We start from the raw sequence: 20,276 nt of genomic DNA, 5'->3' as shown, positions 1-20,276 counted from the left end.
TCAGGCCTTTTAATTTGGCGCTATATCACTGATAAGGTAACTTTGATGATACCTTACTACCTTAGTTCCCTCTCATTTATGCCATGTCATCCGCTTTTTGAAACCTAATCCTAATAAAGTACATATCCCTATTGAATCAAAATACCCCTTAAATTTTACTCGTCACATCTGGGCCTAACGTCATCTTACGGGACGCGCACGCATGCTGTTAGTTTAATGCGTAAGCAACCGTGAGTTCACTTTGACCTCAACCCCATATCTGATAATCTGTGCTTATAAATATCTATTGATAGTTAAATATAATGATAAATAAGTTTAAAAACCTAAAGTTCTTTGAAAACGAACCACTAGTTCATCATTTAAACTACACACTGACAGAAACCGAGGTGAAGAACATACTGAATGGTTGGCTACCCTTATGTATGGAAGATAAATGGCTCTCTTATAATGAAGAGGGTTATGTTTATGTTCATCGAAGCTGGACTGGGCATTTGATGTATAAGTTTGCCATCCGTAATAATGTTATCAATAGTGTGGAAATTGCGATGGATGATTTTGTCGATATGACCAACGAAAGAAAAATAGAGGTTTTCTTATCACTCTTACCTCATTTATCAAAAGAGCATTCAAATGACTGGTCGTAGTATGAGGTTTCTGTAAAGGCGCTGCGGCTCTATCTTAACCCCTAGAAAGAGGGAGTGGTGAGAAATCAACGCGCCTAAAGTCGCCAACAAAATTGGACACTTTATCGCTAAACAGCTTATAATATCCATTCACCTTACCAAATTACTCAACTTAGTAGGTACGCCCCACGATGAATTAAGCACTGCCAGAAAATATTTTCCAATACCAATTTGGTATTCATTTTTCTGTTCCTGGCAGGCAACCACTTTCATCGACGCTTATTGATAAGTCAACAACGTTGTCTGTCCTCGCAATTTTGGAGGTGCATATGACTGTTGCTTGTCACTTTTCACAACTTAATATTGAATTTAACCAAACCGCCCTATTTCCCCCACTGAGCGGGACTTTATCTTGCCAAAAAAACGCCTTAATCGGGAATAATGGCACTGGTAAGTCGGTTTTAATGCGACTTCTTGCACAAACTCTTCCCCCAACACAAGGTAACGTGCACTGGAATATTCCCTTTCTCCACGTCGATCAGTTAACTCGATTAGCGGGTGATACATTGGTTGATGCTTTAGGCATCTCTGAGATTTATTATGCATTTGCCCGCATTGAATCAGGAAATGGCACCTTTGATGATTTCGAACAGGTTGAAGATAAATGGCATTTGCCATCTCAATGGGAAAATCTATTGGACTCAGCCAGACTACCCGTTTCCATGGAAACCCCTATTGCATCTTTAAGTGGTGGCGAACGCACACGTCTCGCCCTTTGCCGTGCTTTTTTGCAGAAAAATAGTTTTCTATTACTTGATGAACCCGATAATCACTTAGATGCGCAGAGTCGACAATGGCTAAGTGAAAAGTTATCTGAACATACCGCTGGGTGCTTAGTTATATCGCATAATCGGGCATTGCTCGGGGAGATGGACGCCACCTTTGAGCTAACCGCTAAAGGGTTGTATGAATATGGAGGGAATTATGACTTATACGACACTCAGAAAAACTTCGAAATAGCGGCAATTGATGCACAAGCCGAACGTTTAGAAAAACAAATTAATCAAGAGAAAAAACAACAACAGATCACATTGAAAAAAGCGGCTCAACGTAAAAAACAAGGAGAGAAGATTCGTTATGGTGGTTCTCAATCCTTGTTACTACTTGATATGCAGAAAAATCGTGCTGAAAAAAGACAGTCAAAAGTTGCCGACCGCCATCAGCGCGTCATGGATAACTTACAAAATCAGCAACAAGAAAACCATGAAAAAATTCGCCATATCAAACCGCAAAAAATGGCGATTAACTACCAAAGTGAGGGAAGAAAAGTAACCGTTTTCGCTTCTGAATTAATGTTACCTTATGGCCATTCATCACCACTTTCATTCACTATATACAGTGGAGAACACTGGCATATTCAGGGCAAAAATGGTTGCGGGAAATCCACGTTACTCAAAGTATTAATGGGGTATCTTCCGGCGGTCTCAGGAGAATATCGTTTAAGTGGCACAGTGTGTTATTTAGATCAGCATTTGAGTTTACTGGATAAATCCTTGCCGGTTGGGGAAGCACTTCATCAATACCAACCATTATTCTCCGTTGAACAATGGCGCACACAGCTTGGTATGCTACGCATTCGAGGGGAGAAATCATTACAGCCACTAACACAACTTAGTGGCGGTGAACAATTGAAAGCCACCTTGTTAGCGCTCACTCATAGCCCTAACCCGCCGGCTATTTTGTTACTTGATGAACCCGATAACCATCTGGACTTGGACTCAAAACAGTTACTTGAGGACTTACTCAACGATTATCAAGGTAGTTTATTACTGGTTTCTCATGATGAAGCATTCATTGAACGGTGCAATATCACCAACACGTTAACTCTCTCTGATGATTAACACTATTGGCCACCATAACCCACGGTGGCCAATTTTTAACGAATAAAGGTGTTTTTTACTCGGCTAGACACCAAAAAATAGGGGACCCATAAGGCGCAGTAGAAACTCCCATTAATCGCTGTAATCACATTCGAATAATTAACTTCAATACCGAATGTATAGGGGAAAACAAAGCGAGCCACAATAATCATCACGGTATACAGTAACATGGTAATGATAAATAACCATTTCGCGCTTTTTTTCCATTTTGCTGCAGCAATAAATGTCCACAGAAACAAGGCTATCAAAACCCCATAGCCTGTTTGTAACAGGTAAAACCCTGTCGAAAAACCAGCAACATAAAAGTCAGAATCAGCTTGTGTCGCTAATGGCCAAACGGTTTTTACTTGTGCAATATCTAGCAATAACATCATGACCGTTTTGTATAACATGTAAAATAACCCTATAACGGGTAAAATCAACCATCCACTGACCCCTTGTAGTGGTTTTTTCGCAACCGTCTGAGAAACACCTTGTACTATTGGCTGCCCTATTTGAGTGGTTGATTGGTGCGTATCCATTCCGATAACCTTTATGAGTTTTGCATTTTTTGTTCAATAAATGCTTTGAGTATAATAGCCTGATTATGTTGCGTGTCTTTTGCACTGTATAATAACGTTAAACTCCCCTGCTTTGCTTGTGAAACTAACGGCTGCCATGCCGTTGTATGGTTTAATTCTTGCAGGTAGTGCTCGGTAAATTGTACAAATTGATCAGTGTGTTGATGAAACCATTTTCGCAATTCATTTGTTGGTGCGACATCTTTATTCCATTCATCATGCTGTAAGTCGGTTTTTTTGATCCCCCTTGGCCATAGCCGGTCAACGAGTACCCGGTAACCATCGTCATCTGCAACAGGGTCATAGACTCTTTTACACTTAATCATCATGCCTCCTGCTTCATAAATTATCGTTGAAACAACACAAACTAGTTCACAAACGTATTTTTAACGCGTCTTGATACTAAGAAATAGGGTATCCAAATAGCGCAACCAATTAAACCTCTGAATATATCCTTAATATCTGAGGCATCCACCGCTATACCTAACAAACTACTCGCTAATAGAATATCCGTGATGGTCAAAGCTAAGGAAAAAAGCTGGAAAAAAATATACACTTTAATCGTCAACATTTTCTTAGTAAAAAAGACGTAGCAAAGAAAAAGTAAGACAGCATATAAAATAACGTTACCTAGCACTTCGAAGTAAATCAGCTCTTTAAATAACGGAATAAATGAATCGGATTGTGGGTTAGTTAGTTCATGCCAATATTCGATCACTTGGGCATTTTGGCTATAAATTACAAAAGGGAGCACAATAAGAGACAGCACGATCCCTAACATAGGCAAAATTAGCCACCCACCAATCCCTTTTAGTTCAGGGGTAGGTTTTGGCGGTGGTGTCGAAGTACTATCTGGTAAACTCCCATTTTCAATTTTCATCTACACGTCCTTATTAGAGATAACCATCATGTCATTACAAAAATAATAGACTTAAGTAAGATAGCATATTTAATTAATAAAAAATGAGTAACTAAATGCGCTTAATCACAATATATAGTGAATAAAGAAAAATCCTATAAGGTCTTAATAATGAAAACATTTTTAGTTAAACTCCCCCTACCCTCACATTATCTTTCTAGTGATTTCTTCGCCTTTCATCTTAGAGACCAACAAAATGTCGCAGAAATTGTTGAAGGAAATACCTTGCACAAAGGATTAATCTGGCAACAACAAGCTGCAAAATTAAATTTAATGATTAAAAATCAGCAAGCAACGCTATCACTGGAAATTGACTCGCCAACCGTTATACCTCAAGAGTCTGAGCTTCATTCTCTCGCAAAACATTTATTAGGATTAAACCAACCAGTTGAACAGTTTGAAGCGCAATACATGACAGACCCAATAATTGGGAAACTGATTAAAAAACAACAGGGATTAAGAATTTATCAATCAGCTAATGCCTTTGAAGCCTTAGTTTGGGCTATTATTGGTCAACAAATCAGTGTTCATGCCGCAATTGCAATTCGCCGAAGATTTATCCAAGCAGTTGGGCTTCAACATACCTCAGGAATTTGGTGTTTTCCGGATGTACTGCAAGTTTCTCGAGTTAGTGACGATACCCTTCGCCAAGCAGGGTTTTCAATTGGTAAAGTCGTTGCTCTGAGAGCGCTTTGTGACGCAATAGAGAACCAACAAATTGACTTATCACAGCAAATAAACCATGAGAACGTAAATTTCATCACTGAACAACTATTACAAATTAAAGGTATTGGTCCTTGGACGGTTAGCTATGCACTCCTTCGTGGATTTAATTACTTAAATGGCTCTTTACATGGCGATGTTGCGGTCAGGCGTAATTTGCAAACGTTGTTGACTACGCAAGAGCCACCAACGGCTAAGGAAACAGAAAAATGGCTAACACAGTTTTCTCCTTGGCGAGCCCTTGTTGCCGCCCATTTGTGGCGTAGTCAATCTGCTGCGGGTTATTAACCCTCAGCTAAAAGTTAAGGTAATGACCTGATTTAATTCATTTTGGCCTTATGTTTTATTATCTGAATCGCTTAAATTTTATCAGGTAATAATTATGGATAATTTCAATGTGGGTGCAAACCATTTACATCATGTTCAAGGTGACAGGCTTTTTGACGATGAACTACCTAACGAAGCCGACGAAATATGGGGCCATATAAGAGAATGGTTCTCTCCCAAATTAGAACCCCTTGCATATGAATGCCTTAATGATTTTTATCATGGTGATCTATTAGTCACACCGCCTGAGCAACTTGAAAGCTTTTTGACATTAAAATCATTAGCTTCACAAGGGCATCAAAACAATTTTACGACAGAATATGTAAGGGGAATGGAGGCCGCTGAGTGCACTATAATAAACGCCACTCATGGTCTAGCTGAGTCTGTCCTCATACCATTAAGTGAACCTGAATATTTGGGGAGCTTGGCAGACTTTACAGCAAGAAGGTAATTCCTTTTCACTTATTAAATATTTTTCTTGGAAGGCCATACCGCTTTAAATTTAAGGTCATCCCCTGATTTGATTTCTTATAACTTTATATTTATATCGCCCAGAAATAACCAGTATTTATAAGGGGGTAACATTGAATAATTTTAGCATTGGTCATAATAACAACCAAATTAATAGTATTAACAATCATATAGGTACATTCCAATTAAATACTCTATGGCAAGCGATAGAAGAATGTTTTCCACCAGAAACTCATGAACGAGCAAATGAACACTTTAATAATCTTTTTTCGAATGCTAGGTTACAACCGAATGAGCAACTAGCAATTTTTTTGACATTACAATCATTAGCTTCACCCAGTACCCAAAGTAATTTTAGAACTGGCTATTATTCAGGAACAAATACCGTTACCTGCACCATAGATACTTTTCGTCAAAATGGTTCCATGTGCATGGATATACCATTAATTGAACGCGATTATCATGCTGAACATCTTAATTTTGCTTTAAATAACTGGGTAAATAACGCGCCGATAGGAGAGAACCGAAATGAGGCTGCCGATATAATACAACGATGTTTTGCGCAAAATAGCGATAATATTGATTTATCAAACCAGAATATTAGTAGTTTACCCACTTTTCTACCACCTAATTTGCGTTCGCTTAATGTGGCTAATAATCAGTTAACCTCCCTGCCCATATTTTCAGACTCACTAATAACATTAAATCTTTCTCATAACCAGCTAACGAGTTTGTCGAGTCTTCCTGAAGATTTAGAACGATTAAATATCGCTAATAACCAGTTAACCAACTTACCAAGACTTCCACTTTATATGGTTAGCTTACAGGCCAATAATAATCAATTAACCAACATGCCAATGCTGCCATACGCTTTATCTGATTTAAACGTATCGAATAATCAGCTGACTTACCTACAAACAAGCCAAACACCGCTAATAACCTTAGATATTTCTCATAACCAGTTTACTCAGCTTCCCTATCTACCCCCTACCCTAAGGGAACTGTATGCATCCCATAACCCATTAGTTAACAGCCCTATCATTCCTGCTGGTTTAGATTCTGATTTATAACGCAGTACCAGAAACAACAGATTTGCTAAGCCATAAAGTCGATATCTGAAGGGGTAATTTAATCCTAAAGCCACGTTACTCTGACTGACTCGTAAACAGTCACGGTGCCACAAACACAGAAGCCCAACTCAGGCGAATTGGGCTTCTGATGACTAACAATAACGTTTTAGCGTAACCAGTTAGTTTTCACTAATTGTACAACTTCGTCACCACGACCAGTCATAATCGCTTTTAACATATACAAACTAAAACCTTTTGCTTCTTGAGCTTCAATTTCTGGCGGCATTGACAGTTCCTGCTTAGCAGTCAGTACATCAACTACCACCGGACCATCATGAGCAAATGCGTCTTTCAAGGCTCCCTCTAGGTCTTCGCTTTTTTCAACACGGATCCCTTTGATACCAGCAGCATTGGCAATAGCGGCAAAATTAGGGTTATGTAGATCAGTCCCTGCGGTTAAGAAACCTGCAACCTTCATCTCCATCGCGACAAACCCAAGCACCCCATTATTATGGATAATAATCTTCACTGGCAGTTGCATTTGTGAAAGGGAAATAAAGTCCCCCATTAACATACTAAAACCACCATCGCCACACATCGCAACGACTTGGCGTTTCTTATCAACCGCCTGTGCACCAATAGCCTGTGGCATCGCATTCGCCATTGAACCATGGTTAAATGAGCCGATAAGACGACGCTTGCCATTCATTTTCAAATAACGCGCAGCCCAAACGGTTGGAGTGCCAACATCACAAGTGAAAATAGCATCTTCCGCAGCAAGTTCACTGATTTTTGTTGCCAAATATTGTGGGTGGATCAACCCCTCATGCCCCGGTTTAGCAAGGTCATCCAACCCTTTACGTGCCTCTGCATAATGTTTTAAAGCACCGTCGAGGTGTTTTGTTTCCTGCTTGGTCTGTAAATGAGGCTGTAACGCATCAAGTGTCGCTTTAATATCACCAATTAACCCCATATCAATATGGCAGTGTGACCCTAAGCTACCTGCATTAATATCAATTTGAATGATTTTTGCTTCATTGGGGTAGAAAGGACGGTAAGGGAATTGAGTTCCTAATAATACAACAGTATCCGCATTCATCATGGCGTGGTAACCTGATGAAAAGCCAATTAACCCAGTCATACCAACGCTATACGGGTTATTCCATTCAATATGTTCTTTACCTCGTAAAGCATGTACAACAGGAGCTTTCAGTGTTTCAGCTAACTTAACCACTTCATCATGAGCACCCGCGCAACCATTCCCACAAAACAGGGTCACATTCTTAGATTGATTAAGTACCTGAGCTAATTTTTCAATTTCACTACGCTGAGGCATGATTAACGGAGCTTGAGGCTGATACCATGTTTCTTTTGCGGTTTCAGGTGCATCTTTTAATGCTACATCACCGGGTATCACAACAACAGACACCCCTTTATTCAAAATCGCTTTACGCAGGGCAATCCCTAAAACCTGTGGAATTTGTTCTGGATTAGACACCATTTCACAGTAGTGGCTACATTCGCGGAACAGTTCTGTAGGATGCGTTTCTTGGAAATAATTACTGCCGATTTCACTTGATGGAATATGCGCTGCAATCGCCAATACTGGCACTCGATTACGATGACAGTCATACAACCCATTGATAAGGTGCATGTTACCTGGTCCACAGGAACCTGCACACACTGCCAAGTTTCCTGTCAACTGGGCCTCTGCCCCAGCGGCAAAAGCAGCAACCTCTTCATGGCGGGTTCCTAACCATTCGATAGCACCTTGACGGCGTAAGCTATCGGTTAAGCCATTCAATGAGTCTCCAGTAACGCCCCAAATACGTTTAACACCTGCATTATCAAGTACTTTTGCAATATAGGATGCAACACTCTGTTTTTTCATATTGGCACTCTTTTAAATCGCATGTTATACACAGCATATTTTTTCCTAAAATAAACTGCATATTATTGAGGTAAGCAACAAAGTCCTTCTTTATATTCTGCCACTCTCGTTTATAACTAAGCATACAAATGACTGACTATTTAATTGATTGTAACTAAGTCAATTCGGCATTCCTACTTGTCTAGCTGATTATAAAAAAGAACAACATAATCCACCGTTATTATCAAAAGAAGAAGGCACTGACAGCACAAATTAATTAGCGAAGGGTTACAATACACTTTCAAATAAATAATTCTTAGAGAGTATTATTTGCTTTTTTGCTACCCATCTATATATGACTATCAACAATAAAATAATGATTCAATTATTTAATATTAGCCACCGAAACTTACCCGTGAAAATAATGATTCTGATCAAAATAGTGCCATTTATCCGCTAGGCTTACGCTTAAACGACCCTCTATTTTTTCTAAAATAATAGCTGTAGCTATAGCTGTATTTCTGAATAATTTTGAACCTAATAATTTATTGGAGTTTACAGGTGATGAAAGGTGGTCAGAAAAAACAACAAGCGCTTTACGATAAGCGGATTTTGACTTAAGTAGCATTATCGCTTGCTCAATAACTCCTTGTATTTCTAAGCAATATGCATTCACATCAATACATAAACAATTATTTTTAATATTCAATTTATTATGAATGACAGTTGCTTGAGTCGATGAAAAAGACTTAATCATTGTAGAGGCAAGGATAAGAACATCAATATCATCATCCTTGATAATTGGTTTTGCCGCATTAATTAACATCGTTAACGCGTTTTTATTTGATGAAAACATAATGTGAGATTTCTTTGAATGAAGATTTATCCGTCTCTGATTGTCTCTTCTTGCACTCAGGCATTCCTCTACAATGCAATTATTTTTACTTATCAAGAATGGTCGATAGATGTTAATTGCTGAAATTCTTATTGTACAATTCATGATACCCTCCTATGATGCACTAATATTTATCATAGACGGCTTTTCTTATTTTAAAATACAACACATTGATTAATATGGTTTTAATAGTATCACCAAGAGGCTATTTAGCCAGTAAACTATGACAATACAACAGTAACAGTCATAAAATACACTTTATGAAATTAGCGCTTAGCTTCCCCTTAATAACTAGCATAAAATACCTATATTTTACATTTAAGCGATATTAATGTAATATTACCCTCGGATTTTATAACTTAAGGTGATCTTCTTGCTGTATTTACAGGACAAACTCTCTCATTACTCTACCCACAAATTCCCTGCTTTAGGCCTGTTATTCAGCGCTACATTAAAATATTAAAAACTTATCTATTACTTAAACAACGACTATTCTAAATAATAAGGTTTTGCATTTTATTCAGATATGAAAACCCACATCTTAAATGCAGTTGTTTTGGTTGTTCACATTCAAATAAGAGGATGGTTTCATGAAATTCAAGAAGAAAAAAGAAAAACCGTTAAATATTAGTGATATTACAATAATTGATGACGGGAAACTTAAAAAAGCAATTACCGCCGCTTCGCTGGGTAATGCGATGGAATGGTTTGACTTTGGTGTTTACGGCTTCTTAGCCTATGTCTTAGGTCAGGTTTTCTTTCCGGACGCATCACCGAGCGTTCAGATGATTGCAGCATTAGCGACTTTCTCAGTACCTTTCTTAGTTAGGCCTTTAGGTGGGGTCGTATTCGGGATACTTGGCGACAAATACGGTCGTCAGAAAGTGCTTTCAATGACCATTATTATTATGGCTGTAAGTACCTTCTGTATTGGTTTAATTCCCGCTTATGAAACGATTGGTATCTGGGCACCCATACTGCTATTAATTGCTAAATTAGCTCAAGGTTTCTCTGTGGGTGGCGAATACTCCGGGGCCGCTATATTTGTTGCTGAATACTCACCCGACCGTAAACGTGGGTTTATGGGAAGCTGGTTAGATTTCGGTTCTATTGCTGGCTTCGTATTGGGTGCCGGTGTTGTGGTGCTTATTTCCAGTATCGTTGGTGAGGCTAACTTCCATGATTGGGGGTGGAGAATTCCATTCTTCTTAGCATTACCATTAGGGATCATCGGCCTTTATCTGCGCCATTCCCTTGAGGAAACGCCTGCATTCCAACAACATATCGAATCATTAGAGCAACAAGATAAAGCTAATATTCAAGATCCACCAAAAGTCTCCGTGCGTGAAGTTGCATCTAAGTACTGGAAAAGCTTACTTATTTGTGTTGGATTAGTGATAGCAACTAATGTAACTTATTATATGTTGCTTACCTACATGCCAAGTTATTTATCACATAACTTAAATTACTCGACTGACCATGGTGTACTCATCATCATTGCAATTATGATTGGTATGCTATTTGTTCAACCGATTATCGGTTTAACCAGTGATAAAATTGGCCGCCGCCCATTTGTTATCACTGGTAGCGTAGGGTTAATTCTTTTAGCCTATCCAGCGTTTATGTTAATAAATAGCGGTTCAGTTGGCTTAATTTTCCTTGGCTTATTAATTCTAGCTGTTTTACTGAACTGTTTTACTGGGGTTATGGCATCAATTTTACCGGCGATTTTCCCAACGCATATTCGTTACAGTGCCCTTGCCATCGCATTTAATATTTCCGTGTTAATTGCGGGTGCCACTCCAACTGTTGCGGCTTGGTTAGTTGAATCAACTACCGACTTGTATATGCCTGCTTATTACCTGATTGTAATCGCACTAATTGGCTTATACACCGGTATTCGAATGCCAGAAACAGCCAATAAACCATTGCGAGGGGCAACACCTGCGGCATCAGATAAAGCAGAAGCAAAAGAAATTTTAAGTGAGCACTTTGACAATATTGAGCAAAGAGTTGAAGATATTGATCAAGAAATTGCTGAGCTTGAGAAAAAACGCCAATCTTTAATCAACCAGCACCCTAAATTAGATTAAACACTGTAGGGCCTGAAATATGGCCCTTCTGCTTTTTAAACACAACGAATAAAACTGAATATCCCAAGGAGGGAGGCGATGGCAGCCAAACAAGTTTGTCATCTTATCTGGTTCCGCAATGATTTACGGGTCACTGATAACAAAGCACTATCCTCTGCTTGTGCGGACCCCCAAGCCAATGTTATCGCCCTCTTCACTGCCACGCCGGAACAATGGCAACAACACGATGTATCGCCAAGGCAAATTTCGTTTATCCACCAGCATCTCATTGAATTACAACGTTCTCTTGCCAAATTAGGTATCCCATTAGTTTGCCAAACGGTGGCGAATTTTATGGATGCGGCCGAGTGGGTATTAAACTATGCTAAAACTCAGCAAGCTGATGCCTTGTTCTTTAATCGCCAATATGAATGGAATGAAAAACAAAGGGATGACTGGCTGGTAAAAAATGCTCATGGAGTGCATATTCATGCTTTTGATGATTTTTTGTTATTGCCGCCGGGTTCTGTGACCAACCAAAAGGGGGAAATGTACCAAGTGTATACCCCTTTTCGTCGTGCCTTTCTCACCCAATTAACCGCCACAGACTGCCATTCATTGCGTGTACCAAACAAAAGAGCCGACTCTTTAAATATCAAAGAAACCGCCCCTTTATTCCCACATGAGCACATAGCGGTTTCCCAGCAATTCCCTATTGGTGAACAAGCCGCCTTAAAACAGCTAAGGCAGTTCTGTACTCAACACGTCACACGCTACCAGCAAGATAGAGATATCCCCTCTATTCACGGGACCAGCCAATTATCGCCATATCTTGCCATTGGTGTACTGTCACCTCGGCAGTGTTTTAACCGGTTACAAGCAGAAAACCCAGATGTTTTAGATTACCCTGATAGCGGTGCATTCACTTGGTTAAATGAATTGATCTGGCGTGAATTTTATAGCCATTTACTCGTCGCATTTCCACGTCTTTGTCGCTATCAGCCATTTATTCAATGGACTCAACATATTCATTGGAATAATTCATCAACTGATTTCGACGCATGGAAAACCGGAAAAACAGGTTATCCTATTATTGACGCCGCCATGCGACAACTTAATGAAACTGGTTGGATGCATAATCGCTTGCGTATGATTGTCGCAAGCTTCTTAGTAAAGGATTTGCTTATCGACTGGCGCAAAGGTGAAAAATATTTCATCAGCCAACTGATTGATGGCAGCCTAGCCGCAAATAATGGTGGTTGGCAGTGGTCTGCATCAACGGGGGTCGACGCTTGCCCGTGGTTTCGTATTTTCAACCCAACAACCCAAGGGAAAAAGTTCGATGCCCAAGGGAAATTTATACGCCGCTGGCTGCCAGAGCTAAATAACGTACCCGATAAATATATTCATACCCCCCATGAATGGTCTCTAATCAACAATACACCTCTCGATTACCCAGAACCGATTGTTGACCATAAGCAAGCCCGTTTAGCCACTTTAGAAGCTTTTGAAGCAGGGAAACGTAATAGTCTAAAACAGTAGGCTGTTTAAAATACGATAAATCGCAAAGTTATTATTTGCGTTAGGGGATATCATACGGCGCTAACAATAAGGAGTATATATGAACGTTATCTTACAAGTTGATTTCCCCTACCAAGGGCCTTGGGGCGCAGAAATGACCATAGCAATGGATGAATTAGCCAATTCGATTAACCAAGAACCTGGCTTTGTATGGAAAATTTGGACAGAAAACCAGCAAACCCAACAAGCCGGTGGGGTTTATCTGTTTACTTCTGAGGCTGATGCCAAAGCTTACCTACAAAAACACAGCGCACGCTTGAAATCATTTGGTATTCCTGAAGTTCGTGGTGAAATTTTTGCAGTAAATACTGCGCTTAGCCAATTGAACCAAGCACAGTTTATAAGCGAGTAATTATTTACTGGCGCTGAAATTCGAATAGCATCACATCTGAGGTAAATGAGCCATCTTCCTGAACCGCAAAATGGCTTTTTACCTCATGACTTAATGTTTTTTGATATTGACGGATCGCATTAACCAAAAGCTCTGGAGTTCGCATCCGCTCAACCCAACTGGTAAACTCCAGCGGCAAACGAAAACTTTTGACCCCACTGACGAACAACCCTGCGTTATTTAGCATACCAGACCATTCACCCGCCGAATAATCTCGAATATGTGAAGTATCACGGAGAACTTCAACCGTTTGCAGATAAATGTCTAACAACGGGTGCCCCGGAGAAACAACATCAATAAAAATGCCTTTTCCTGCAGGCTGTAAAACACGATGCACCTCACGCAGCGCTTTTTCTACGTCATGCCAATGGTGCGCTGAATAACGGCTAATCACCATATCAAACGAATTATCTTCAAATGGTAATGACTCCGCAGTCCCTTTGCATGTCGTAATATTGTTGAGCCCGCGTTCCTGTGCATTTTTAGCGACCACATTGAGCATCGAATCCGATAAGTCATAGGCAACCACTGACTTTACTAACTGAGCCGCATGAAAGCTGGCATGACCCGCACCACAACCTAGGTCAAGCACATGTGCCTGCTGACTCGCTTGCAGCAATTGCTGTAAAATCTGTAAGTCTTCACCCTGCGCATGAACTTGGCTGGTTAAATACGAATTAGCCTGCTCGTCAAATTGTTGGTAAACCGCTTGGTGGTGCGTTTTCATTTCACTTTCCCTAGATCAAATTAACAATAACTCAATAAAAGCAGAAAATGATTGAAAAAGCACCTATTTATTCAACCAATAGTTTGGCAACAAGTAATGACTAAAAATCCCCTTCCCGTCGTTCCACTAAGGTTAAAATACTGTATAACGCCACCACTGTGTTGTCCTGATTAAAGACTTGCACATCCCATTCAACCACGCCATTTGGTGTATCTTCAGCAAGTTTTTGCACTTTTTTAATCTTTTTCTTGCATGTTAGGCGAACTTGGATCGTATCACCAATTTTAACAGGTTCAATAAAACGTAGGTTTTCCATTCCATAATTAGCGATGACAGGCCCAACACCCGCATCTACAAATAACCCTGCCGCAGCCGAAACAACAAAATACCCATGAGCGATGCGTTCACCAAATAAGGATTGCGCCGCACCAATTTTGTCGACGTGTACATAGAAATGGTCACCACTCAGGCAAGCAAAATGAGTAATATCCGCTTCTGTCACTGTGCGTCTTGCTGTTAGCAGCGTATCGCCAATCACGAGGTCCTCAAAGTATTTGCGGAATGGATGCACTACGTCAGCAACGGTATCTGCGCCCCTAATCCATTGTTTTGTAATAGAAGTTAACATCGATGGGCTGCCCTGAATGGCTGTACGCTGCATATAGTGTTTCACTGCCCGAAGCCCGCCAAGCTCCTCACCACCACCCGCACGCCCAGGCCCACCATGTACCAATAAGGGGAGTGGAGAACCATGCCCTGTTGACTCCAACGCTGAAGCTTCATTTAAAATCAGCATCCGGCCGTGAGCCCTTGCGCTCATACGGATTACCGATTGAGCTACTTGCGGGTCTGCGGTCACTAATGTCCCCGCTAAGCTTCCTCCCCCTAAAATGGCTAATTGTACAGCCTGCTGAATATCATCATTGTCATAGCACATTAAGGTTGCGACTGGCCCAAAAGCCTCGGTTTCATGTACCGCATGGTGTTTAAAAGGTTCCGCACAATAGAGTAAAGTTGGTGGATAAAATGCCCCATTCTTGGGGTCTCCCCCCACAATATCCAGTTGATTAAACTGCCCACCACACAAGACTTCACAGCCGTTTTGACGCAAATAGTCGACTTTGTCTTGCACATCTTGGCGCTGTTCTAAGTTAATCAATGCCCCCATACGAACCCCTTCAACCGCAGGGTCACCCATCGTCGTGCTCGATAAACGCTTAAGTAGCGCTTGCTTGACATTTTCAAGCTGATTTTTGGGCACAATAACCCGACGAATAGCGGTGCATTTCTGCCCTGCTTTTGCCGTCATTTCACGAACTACTTCCTTAATAAATAAAGCAAATTCAGGTTGTTCCGGATGTACGTCATTCCCTAATACCGCGCAGTTTAGTGAGTCTGCCTCCATGGTGAATGGAACCGATTTCGCAATAATTGTGGGATGTGATTTTAGCTTCTGCCCTGTCGCCGCAGAACCGGTAAATGTCACGACATCTTCAAAATCAAGGTAGTCAAACATATTACCCACACCACCACAAACCAACTGGATCGCCCCTTCGGGAACCAGACCACTCTCAACCATTAGCTTCACCATCGCTTGAGTCACCTGCGCGGATGCTGTTGCAGGCTTGATAATCGCAGACATACCAGCCAACCACGTTGGAGCCAGCTTTTCCAGCATCCCCCAGCAAGGAAAATTAAACGCATTGATATGCAAAGCAACCCCACGACGAGATGTCAAAATATGACGACCAATAAATTGCCCTTGTTTCGATAGCGGGATCATTTCATCTTCTGGCCAAATAGTATCATCTGGTAATTCACGGTTTGCTAAACCTGAATAGGAGAATAAAGTGGCAATCCCCCCTTCAATATCAACCCAACTATCCGCTTTCGTCGCCCCGGTTTGTGCTGAAATAGCATAGAGGTGTGCTTTATGTTCTAGCAGGTACTTCGCCAATGATTTGAGCATTTGACCACGTTGCTGAAATGTGAGTGCAGACAAGGTTTCACCACCCACTTTTCGACCATATTCTAAGCTATCCGCTAATGGCAGCCCCTCGGTCGTTACCGTATATAAGGTTTCATTCGTCAGAGCATGGTAAATTTTCCGCCCTTCCCCCTCACCTTGTACCCACTTCCCCATAATATAACTTGTTAAATGTGACATATTCCTCTCCAGAAATAAAAACACTAAATAATATTTGATTGTAAATATGTATCATAAATACAAGCATAGATGCCAATTTAAATTTAACAAATTAAAAACATTTCCGCATAAAAACCATCTTTCATATTAAAACCACATAAAACATACCGAATATAACCAACTGTTTATATTGATTTAATAATTATTAATTGTGAGGCGCATCGCAAAAGCAGGTTAATAAACATTGACCTTTTTGTTAACCATTCCTAGCATTAATGTTAAATAAATATGATTCATCATTCAAAAATTACATTTAATTTTCGAATCACTTAATGGAAAAATCAATGAGCGAGCAAAATCAGGCTAACTTCGAAGCCAAAATCGAAGCCGATATTTCCATCGAGCCCAAGGACTGGATGCCCGATGCTTATCGGCAGAACCTTATCCGCCAAATAGGCCAACATGCCCATTCGGAAGTGATTGGCATGTTACCGGAAGCAAATTGGTTAACACGCGCACCAACACTGCGCCGCAAAGCTATCTTACTGGCCAAAATTCAAGATGAAGCAGGGCATGGTCTATATCTGTATAGCGCAGCAGAAACCCTCGGTTGCTCTCGCCAAGACATTTACCAAAAACTACTTGATGAAAAAATGAAGTATTCCTCCATTTTCAATTACCCCACATTAAGCTGGGCTGACATTGGTGTAATTGGTTGGTTAGTCGATGGGGCAGCCATTGTGAACCAAGTGGCTCTGTGCCGCGCATCATATGGGCCATATGCACGCGCCATGGTGAAAATCTGTAAAGAAGAAAGTTTCCATCAACGTCAAGGTTATGAAGCAGTTATGGCGCTTGCACAAGGAAGTGAAGAACAAAAAGCAATGCTGCAAGATGCAATAAACCGCTTTTGGTGGCCTGTACTGACCATGTTTGGCCCAAATGATTCAGACTCACCGCATAGCGCACAAAGTATGGCTTGGAAAATCAAGCGCTTCAGTAATGATGAATTACGCCAAAAATTTGTGGATAACACAGTTCCGCAGGTTGAAGCACTCGGCATGACTATTCCTGACCCTGATTTGGTTTGGGATGAAGAACTTGGTCACTACCGATTTGGCGAAATTGACTGGGAAGAATTTTATCAAGTCATTAAAGGTAATGGCATTTGTAATCACGAACGTGTTGGTGCGAAACGCAAAGGATGGGAAGACGGTGCTTGGGTACGTGAAGGCGCAATGGCACATAGTCGCAAACAAAAAGCCGTTAAATCTGCCGCTTAACTCATTTAACCACTGACTGAAAAGGAAAACCTCATGAGCAATCAAGATTGGCCACTGTATGAAGTTTTTGTCCGTAGCAAACAAGGGCTTGCTCATCGCCACGTTGGTAGCTTACACGCGGCCGATGACCAAATGGCGCTGGAAAATGCCCGCGACGTCTACACAAGGCGCAGCGAGGGCTGTTCGATTTGGGTGGTAAAAGCTGCACATTTAATCGCCTCACAGCCCGAAGACAAGAGCACATTTTTTGACCCTGCAGATACCAAAGTCTATCGCCACCCAACTTTCTATACCATCCCTGATGGTATCAAAAACATGTAAGGAGCTTACGATGGATCAACAACAACAGCTCCACCACTACACATTAAGGCTCGGTGATACCCCATTAATTCTTGCACAGCGCCTATGCGAATGGTGTGGCCATGCCCCTGAAATTGAAATTGACCTTGCACTGTCTAATATCGGCTTAGACTTATTGGGGCAAGCTCGTCATTTTTTAAGTTATGCAGCGCAATTAAAAGGGGCCGGATATGATGAGGACACCCTCGCTTTTTTGCGTGATGAAAGGGAATTTAGCAACCTATTACTCGTCGAACAACCGAATAATGACTTTGCCGATACCCTAGTGCGCCAATTCTTTATAGATGCTTATCACGTTCCATTATATGAATCACTGATTCATAGCCACGATAAACAACTCTCAGCGATAGCTGAAAAATCCTTAAAAGAAGCCCTTTATCATTTACGTTTTAGCCGTAATTGGATGATCCGCTTAGGGGATGGTAGCGAAGAGAGTCACAGGAGAATTCAGCGCTCCGTTGATGAATTATGGCGCTTTACCGGTGAACTCTTCCATGCAGACGCTATTGAAGTTGCACTCAGCGAGGTGGGCATAGCCGTTGACCCACGCAGCCTAAAAGAAACTTGGCTAAATACGGTCAATGAAACATTTGCCGAGGCGACACTCAATATACCTGAAAAAGAGGCCTATCGCATCGGTGGTAAGCAAGGTAGCCACACTGAACACTTAGGCCTGTTATTAACACAGCTGCAATTTATGCAACGTGCTTACCCAAATAGCCAGTGGTGACGTGATGGAACAGAGACTGCAACCTAACCAGCTTCAATCCCCCCAAGTTCATGTGATCTGGCAACAGCTTCAGCAAATTCCTGATCCTGAGCTGCCAGCACTCTCTATTACTGATCTTGGCATGATCCGCAATGTGGTACCTAACAAACAAGGGTGGAAAGTTATTTTTACACCTACCTATTCTGGTTGCCCAGCAACTGAATTTTTAATCAATGAAATCAAAACGGTTCTTGGTAAAGCAGGGTTCCAAAATATCGATATTGAAGTGATGCTGACCCCAGCTTGGACAACTGACTGGATGAACCAAGACGCCAAAAGGCGCTTACGGGAATTCGGTATCGCACCCCCGCAAGGAACATCCTGTGAACACCCTGAACACAAAGGTGCTGTCTGTTGTCCACGCTGTGATAGCCAACAAACAGAAAAAATTAGTGAGTTTGGTTCAACAGCCTGCAAAGCATTGTATCGCTGCACTGAATGTTTAGAACCGTTTGATTACTTTAAATGTATTTAGGGGCACCCTCATGACTGTATTCCATCGTTTAAATATTGCCGCTATTGAACGTGACACCCCTGATGCTGTCGCAGTGACATTCAGTGTTCCTGATGCGTTACGCGAGCAATATCATTATCGACCAGGGCAACACCTGACTTTAAAAGCCTCCATTCAGGGGGAAAATTTACGCCGTTGTTATTCTATTTGTAGCTCACCCGATGAAAACACACTGAAAATTGGCGTTAAAGCGATCTACGAAGGTCGGTTTTCCAATTTTATCAACCAACATCTAACTGTCGGTGATAGCCTTGAGGTGATGATCCCTCAAGGGCAATTTGGCTATCAACCTGAGCCGAATACTCAGGCGCACTATCTTGCTATCGCTGCCGGTTCAGGGATCACCCCCCTACTTTCGATTATTAAAGCCACATTACAGACGGAAACCAAAAGTCACTTTGTGTTGATTTATGGTAACCGCAATAGCCGTTCGGTGATGTTTAAAGAAAGCATTGCAGACCTCAAAAACCGGTTTGCACAGCGTTTTCAAGTACTTTACCTATTTAGCCAAGAGCAACAAGATAGCGAGTTATTAAGTGGACGCATCAGCCAACAGCAGCTCAATGCATTAGGTAAAACGTTATTGAATTTTCAACAATTTGACCGCGCTTTTATTTGTGGTCCAGAAAGTATGATGGATGAAGTACACGACACATTAATCAATTATGGTATGCCAAAAGAGTTTGTTCATACCGAGCGCTTTAATACATCCGGTATCAAATTCAAGCCGACCTCCGCCCTCGCCACCGAAACTCGTCAAGTCAGTATCCACCTTGATGGTCGCACAATGAACATCAGTATGGATAGCCAAGATGACAGCATTCTTGATGCCGCTTTACGCCAAGGAGCCGACTTGCCCTATGCCTGTAAAGGTGGGGTTTGCGCAACTTGTAAATGTAAATTGCGTGCAGGAGAAGTCGAAATGGGCGTCAATTATAGCTTAGAGCCCGACCAAATTTCTGATGGTTATATTCTTAGCTGCCAGTCTTGGCCTAAAGGAGATGGCGTCGTTCTGGATTTTGATGTGTAGGAGCC

General features: G+C 41.2%; 20 protein-coding genes. 13 read left to right on the top strand and 7 right to left on the bottom strand.

Translation table 11 applies throughout. From position 1 onward, the window contains the following. The first annotated feature begins 386 nt into the window (after positions 1-386). Both ACHB7C_RS17560 and ACHB7C_RS17555 read left to right on the top strand, forming a co-directional pair. The gene (locus ACHB7C_RS17560) at positions 387-644 is read left to right on the top strand and encodes a hypothetical protein (protein WP_348772192.1); all 258 of its coding nucleotides are present in this window, start codon (positions 387-389) and stop codon (positions 642-644) included. Between the two features lie 308 nt (positions 645-952). Next, complete coding sequence (locus ACHB7C_RS17555; protein ID WP_210855413.1) at positions 953-2,524, top strand: ATP-binding cassette domain-containing protein; 1,572 nt, start codon at positions 953-955, stop codon at positions 2,522-2,524. A gap of 35 nt (positions 2,525-2,559) precedes the next feature. On the opposite strand, the gene ACHB7C_RS17550 is transcribed toward ACHB7C_RS17555, so the two are convergent. From ACHB7C_RS17550 to ACHB7C_RS17540, 3 genes are read right to left on the bottom strand one after another with little or no spacing between them, the layout of a single operon-like run. Beyond that, positions 2,560-3,084, bottom strand: coding sequence for a DUF2569 family protein (locus ACHB7C_RS17550; RefSeq protein WP_080750921.1), 525 nt, complete (start codon positions 3,082-3,084; stop codon positions 2,560-2,562). An 11-nt stretch (positions 3,085-3,095) separates the two neighbouring features. After that, entirely contained in the window at positions 3,096-3,449 is a 354-nt protein-coding gene (locus ACHB7C_RS17545; protein WP_042847782.1) for a DUF488 domain-containing protein, read from the bottom strand. A 41-nt stretch (positions 3,450-3,490) separates the two neighbouring features. After that, positions 3,491-4,003, bottom strand: a complete 513-nt coding sequence (locus ACHB7C_RS17540) for a DUF2569 domain-containing protein (protein WP_048605477.1) — start codon at positions 4,001-4,003, stop codon at positions 3,491-3,493. A 150-nt stretch (positions 4,004-4,153) separates the two neighbouring features. Here ACHB7C_RS17540 and ACHB7C_RS17535 point away from each other — a divergent pair, with 150 nt between their 5' ends. From ACHB7C_RS17535 to ACHB7C_RS17525, 3 genes are all read left to right on the top strand, one after another. Next, positions 4,154-5,053, top strand: a complete 900-nt coding sequence (locus tag ACHB7C_RS17535; protein WP_129466932.1) for a DNA-3-methyladenine glycosylase — start codon at positions 4,154-4,156, stop codon at positions 5,051-5,053. Between the two features lie 94 nt (positions 5,054-5,147). Further along, positions 5,148-5,543, top strand: a complete 396-nt coding sequence (locus ACHB7C_RS17530) for a hypothetical protein (protein WP_042847787.1) — start codon at positions 5,148-5,150, stop codon at positions 5,541-5,543. Between the two features lie 133 nt (positions 5,544-5,676). Then, complete coding sequence (locus ACHB7C_RS17525) at positions 5,677-6,633, top strand: leucine-rich repeat domain-containing protein (RefSeq protein ID WP_048605478.1); 957 nt, start codon at positions 5,677-5,679, stop codon at positions 6,631-6,633. A gap of 166 nt (positions 6,634-6,799) precedes the next feature. On the opposite strand, the gene poxB is transcribed toward ACHB7C_RS17525, so the two are convergent. Next, entirely contained in the window at positions 6,800-8,524 is a 1,725-nt protein-coding gene (gene poxB, locus ACHB7C_RS17520) for a ubiquinone-dependent pyruvate dehydrogenase (RefSeq protein ID WP_042847788.1), read from the bottom strand. Between the two features lie 388 nt (positions 8,525-8,912). Further along, positions 8,913-9,503 carry a hypothetical protein gene (locus ACHB7C_RS17515; RefSeq protein WP_129466930.1) on the bottom strand — a complete coding sequence of 197 codons (591 nt, stop codon included), beginning with the start codon at positions 9,501-9,503 and terminating at the stop codon, positions 8,913-8,915. Between the two features lie 485 nt (positions 9,504-9,988). Between ACHB7C_RS17515 and proP the strand changes: the two genes are divergently transcribed. The 3 genes from proP to ACHB7C_RS17500 all read left to right on the top strand — a co-directional run bounded on the left by proP (position 9,989) and on the right by ACHB7C_RS17500 (position 13,403). Then, positions 9,989-11,491: a glycine betaine/L-proline transporter ProP gene (gene proP / locus ACHB7C_RS17510; protein ID WP_129466929.1), complete on the top strand. Its 1,503-nt coding sequence runs from the start codon at positions 9,989-9,991 to the stop codon at positions 11,489-11,491. Positions 11,492-11,569: 78 nt separating this feature from the next. Beyond that, positions 11,570-13,012, top strand: coding sequence for a deoxyribodipyrimidine photo-lyase (gene phrB, locus ACHB7C_RS17505; RefSeq protein ID WP_395348053.1), 1,443 nt, complete (start codon positions 11,570-11,572; stop codon positions 13,010-13,012). A gap of 79 nt (positions 13,013-13,091) precedes the next feature. Beyond that, the gene (locus ACHB7C_RS17500; RefSeq protein WP_042847792.1) at positions 13,092-13,403 is read left to right on the top strand and encodes a monooxygenase; all 312 of its coding nucleotides are present in this window, start codon (positions 13,092-13,094) and stop codon (positions 13,401-13,403) included. Positions 13,404-13,407: 4 nt separating this feature from the next. Here ACHB7C_RS17500 and ACHB7C_RS17495 read toward each other — a convergent pair whose 3' ends face one another. Together ACHB7C_RS17495 and paaZ are read right to left on the bottom strand one after the other, a co-directional pair. After that, complete coding sequence (locus ACHB7C_RS17495; protein WP_048605480.1) at positions 13,408-14,169, bottom strand: class I SAM-dependent methyltransferase; 762 nt, start codon at positions 14,167-14,169, stop codon at positions 13,408-13,410. Between the two features lie 100 nt (positions 14,170-14,269). Further along, a complete protein-coding gene (paaZ, locus tag ACHB7C_RS17490) occupies positions 14,270-16,336 on the bottom strand; it encodes a phenylacetic acid degradation bifunctional protein PaaZ (RefSeq protein WP_349483859.1) in 2,067 nt (688 codons plus the stop codon). 323 nt (positions 16,337-16,659) lie between these two features. On the opposite strand from paaZ, the gene paaA reads away from it, so the two are divergent. Genes paaA through paaE form a run of 5 tightly spaced genes read left to right on the top strand, consistent with a single transcriptional unit; the run spans position 16,660 to position 20,271 of the window. Continuing rightward, a complete protein-coding gene (gene paaA / locus ACHB7C_RS17485) occupies positions 16,660-17,598 on the top strand; it encodes a 1,2-phenylacetyl-CoA epoxidase subunit PaaA (RefSeq protein ID WP_042843391.1) in 939 nt (312 codons plus the stop codon). Positions 17,599-17,631: 33 nt separating this feature from the next. Next, a complete protein-coding gene (gene paaB, locus ACHB7C_RS17480; protein WP_349483858.1) occupies positions 17,632-17,919 on the top strand; it encodes a 1,2-phenylacetyl-CoA epoxidase subunit PaaB in 288 nt (95 codons plus the stop codon). 10 nt (positions 17,920-17,929) lie between these two features. After that, positions 17,930-18,688 (top strand): 1,2-phenylacetyl-CoA epoxidase subunit PaaC, encoded by a 759-nt coding sequence (paaC, locus tag ACHB7C_RS17475; RefSeq protein ID WP_071547599.1) that lies wholly within the window; start codon positions 17,930-17,932, stop codon positions 18,686-18,688. Positions 18,689-18,692: 4 nt separating this feature from the next. Continuing rightward, complete coding sequence (gene paaD / locus ACHB7C_RS17470; RefSeq protein ID WP_042843389.1) at positions 18,693-19,202, top strand: 1,2-phenylacetyl-CoA epoxidase subunit PaaD; 510 nt, start codon at positions 18,693-18,695, stop codon at positions 19,200-19,202. A 10-nt stretch (positions 19,203-19,212) separates the two neighbouring features. Beyond that, complete coding sequence (paaE, locus tag ACHB7C_RS17465; protein WP_042843388.1) at positions 19,213-20,271, top strand: 1,2-phenylacetyl-CoA epoxidase subunit PaaE; 1,059 nt, start codon at positions 19,213-19,215, stop codon at positions 20,269-20,271. The last annotated feature ends 5 nt before the right edge of the window (positions 20,272-20,276 follow it).

It is taken from the genome of Providencia sp. 2024EL-00732 (assembly GCF_044006275.1).
GTDB lineage: Bacteria > Pseudomonadota > Gammaproteobacteria > Enterobacterales > Enterobacteriaceae > Providencia > Providencia huashanensis.
This window is presented reverse-complemented; position numbering and strand designations above follow the sequence as displayed.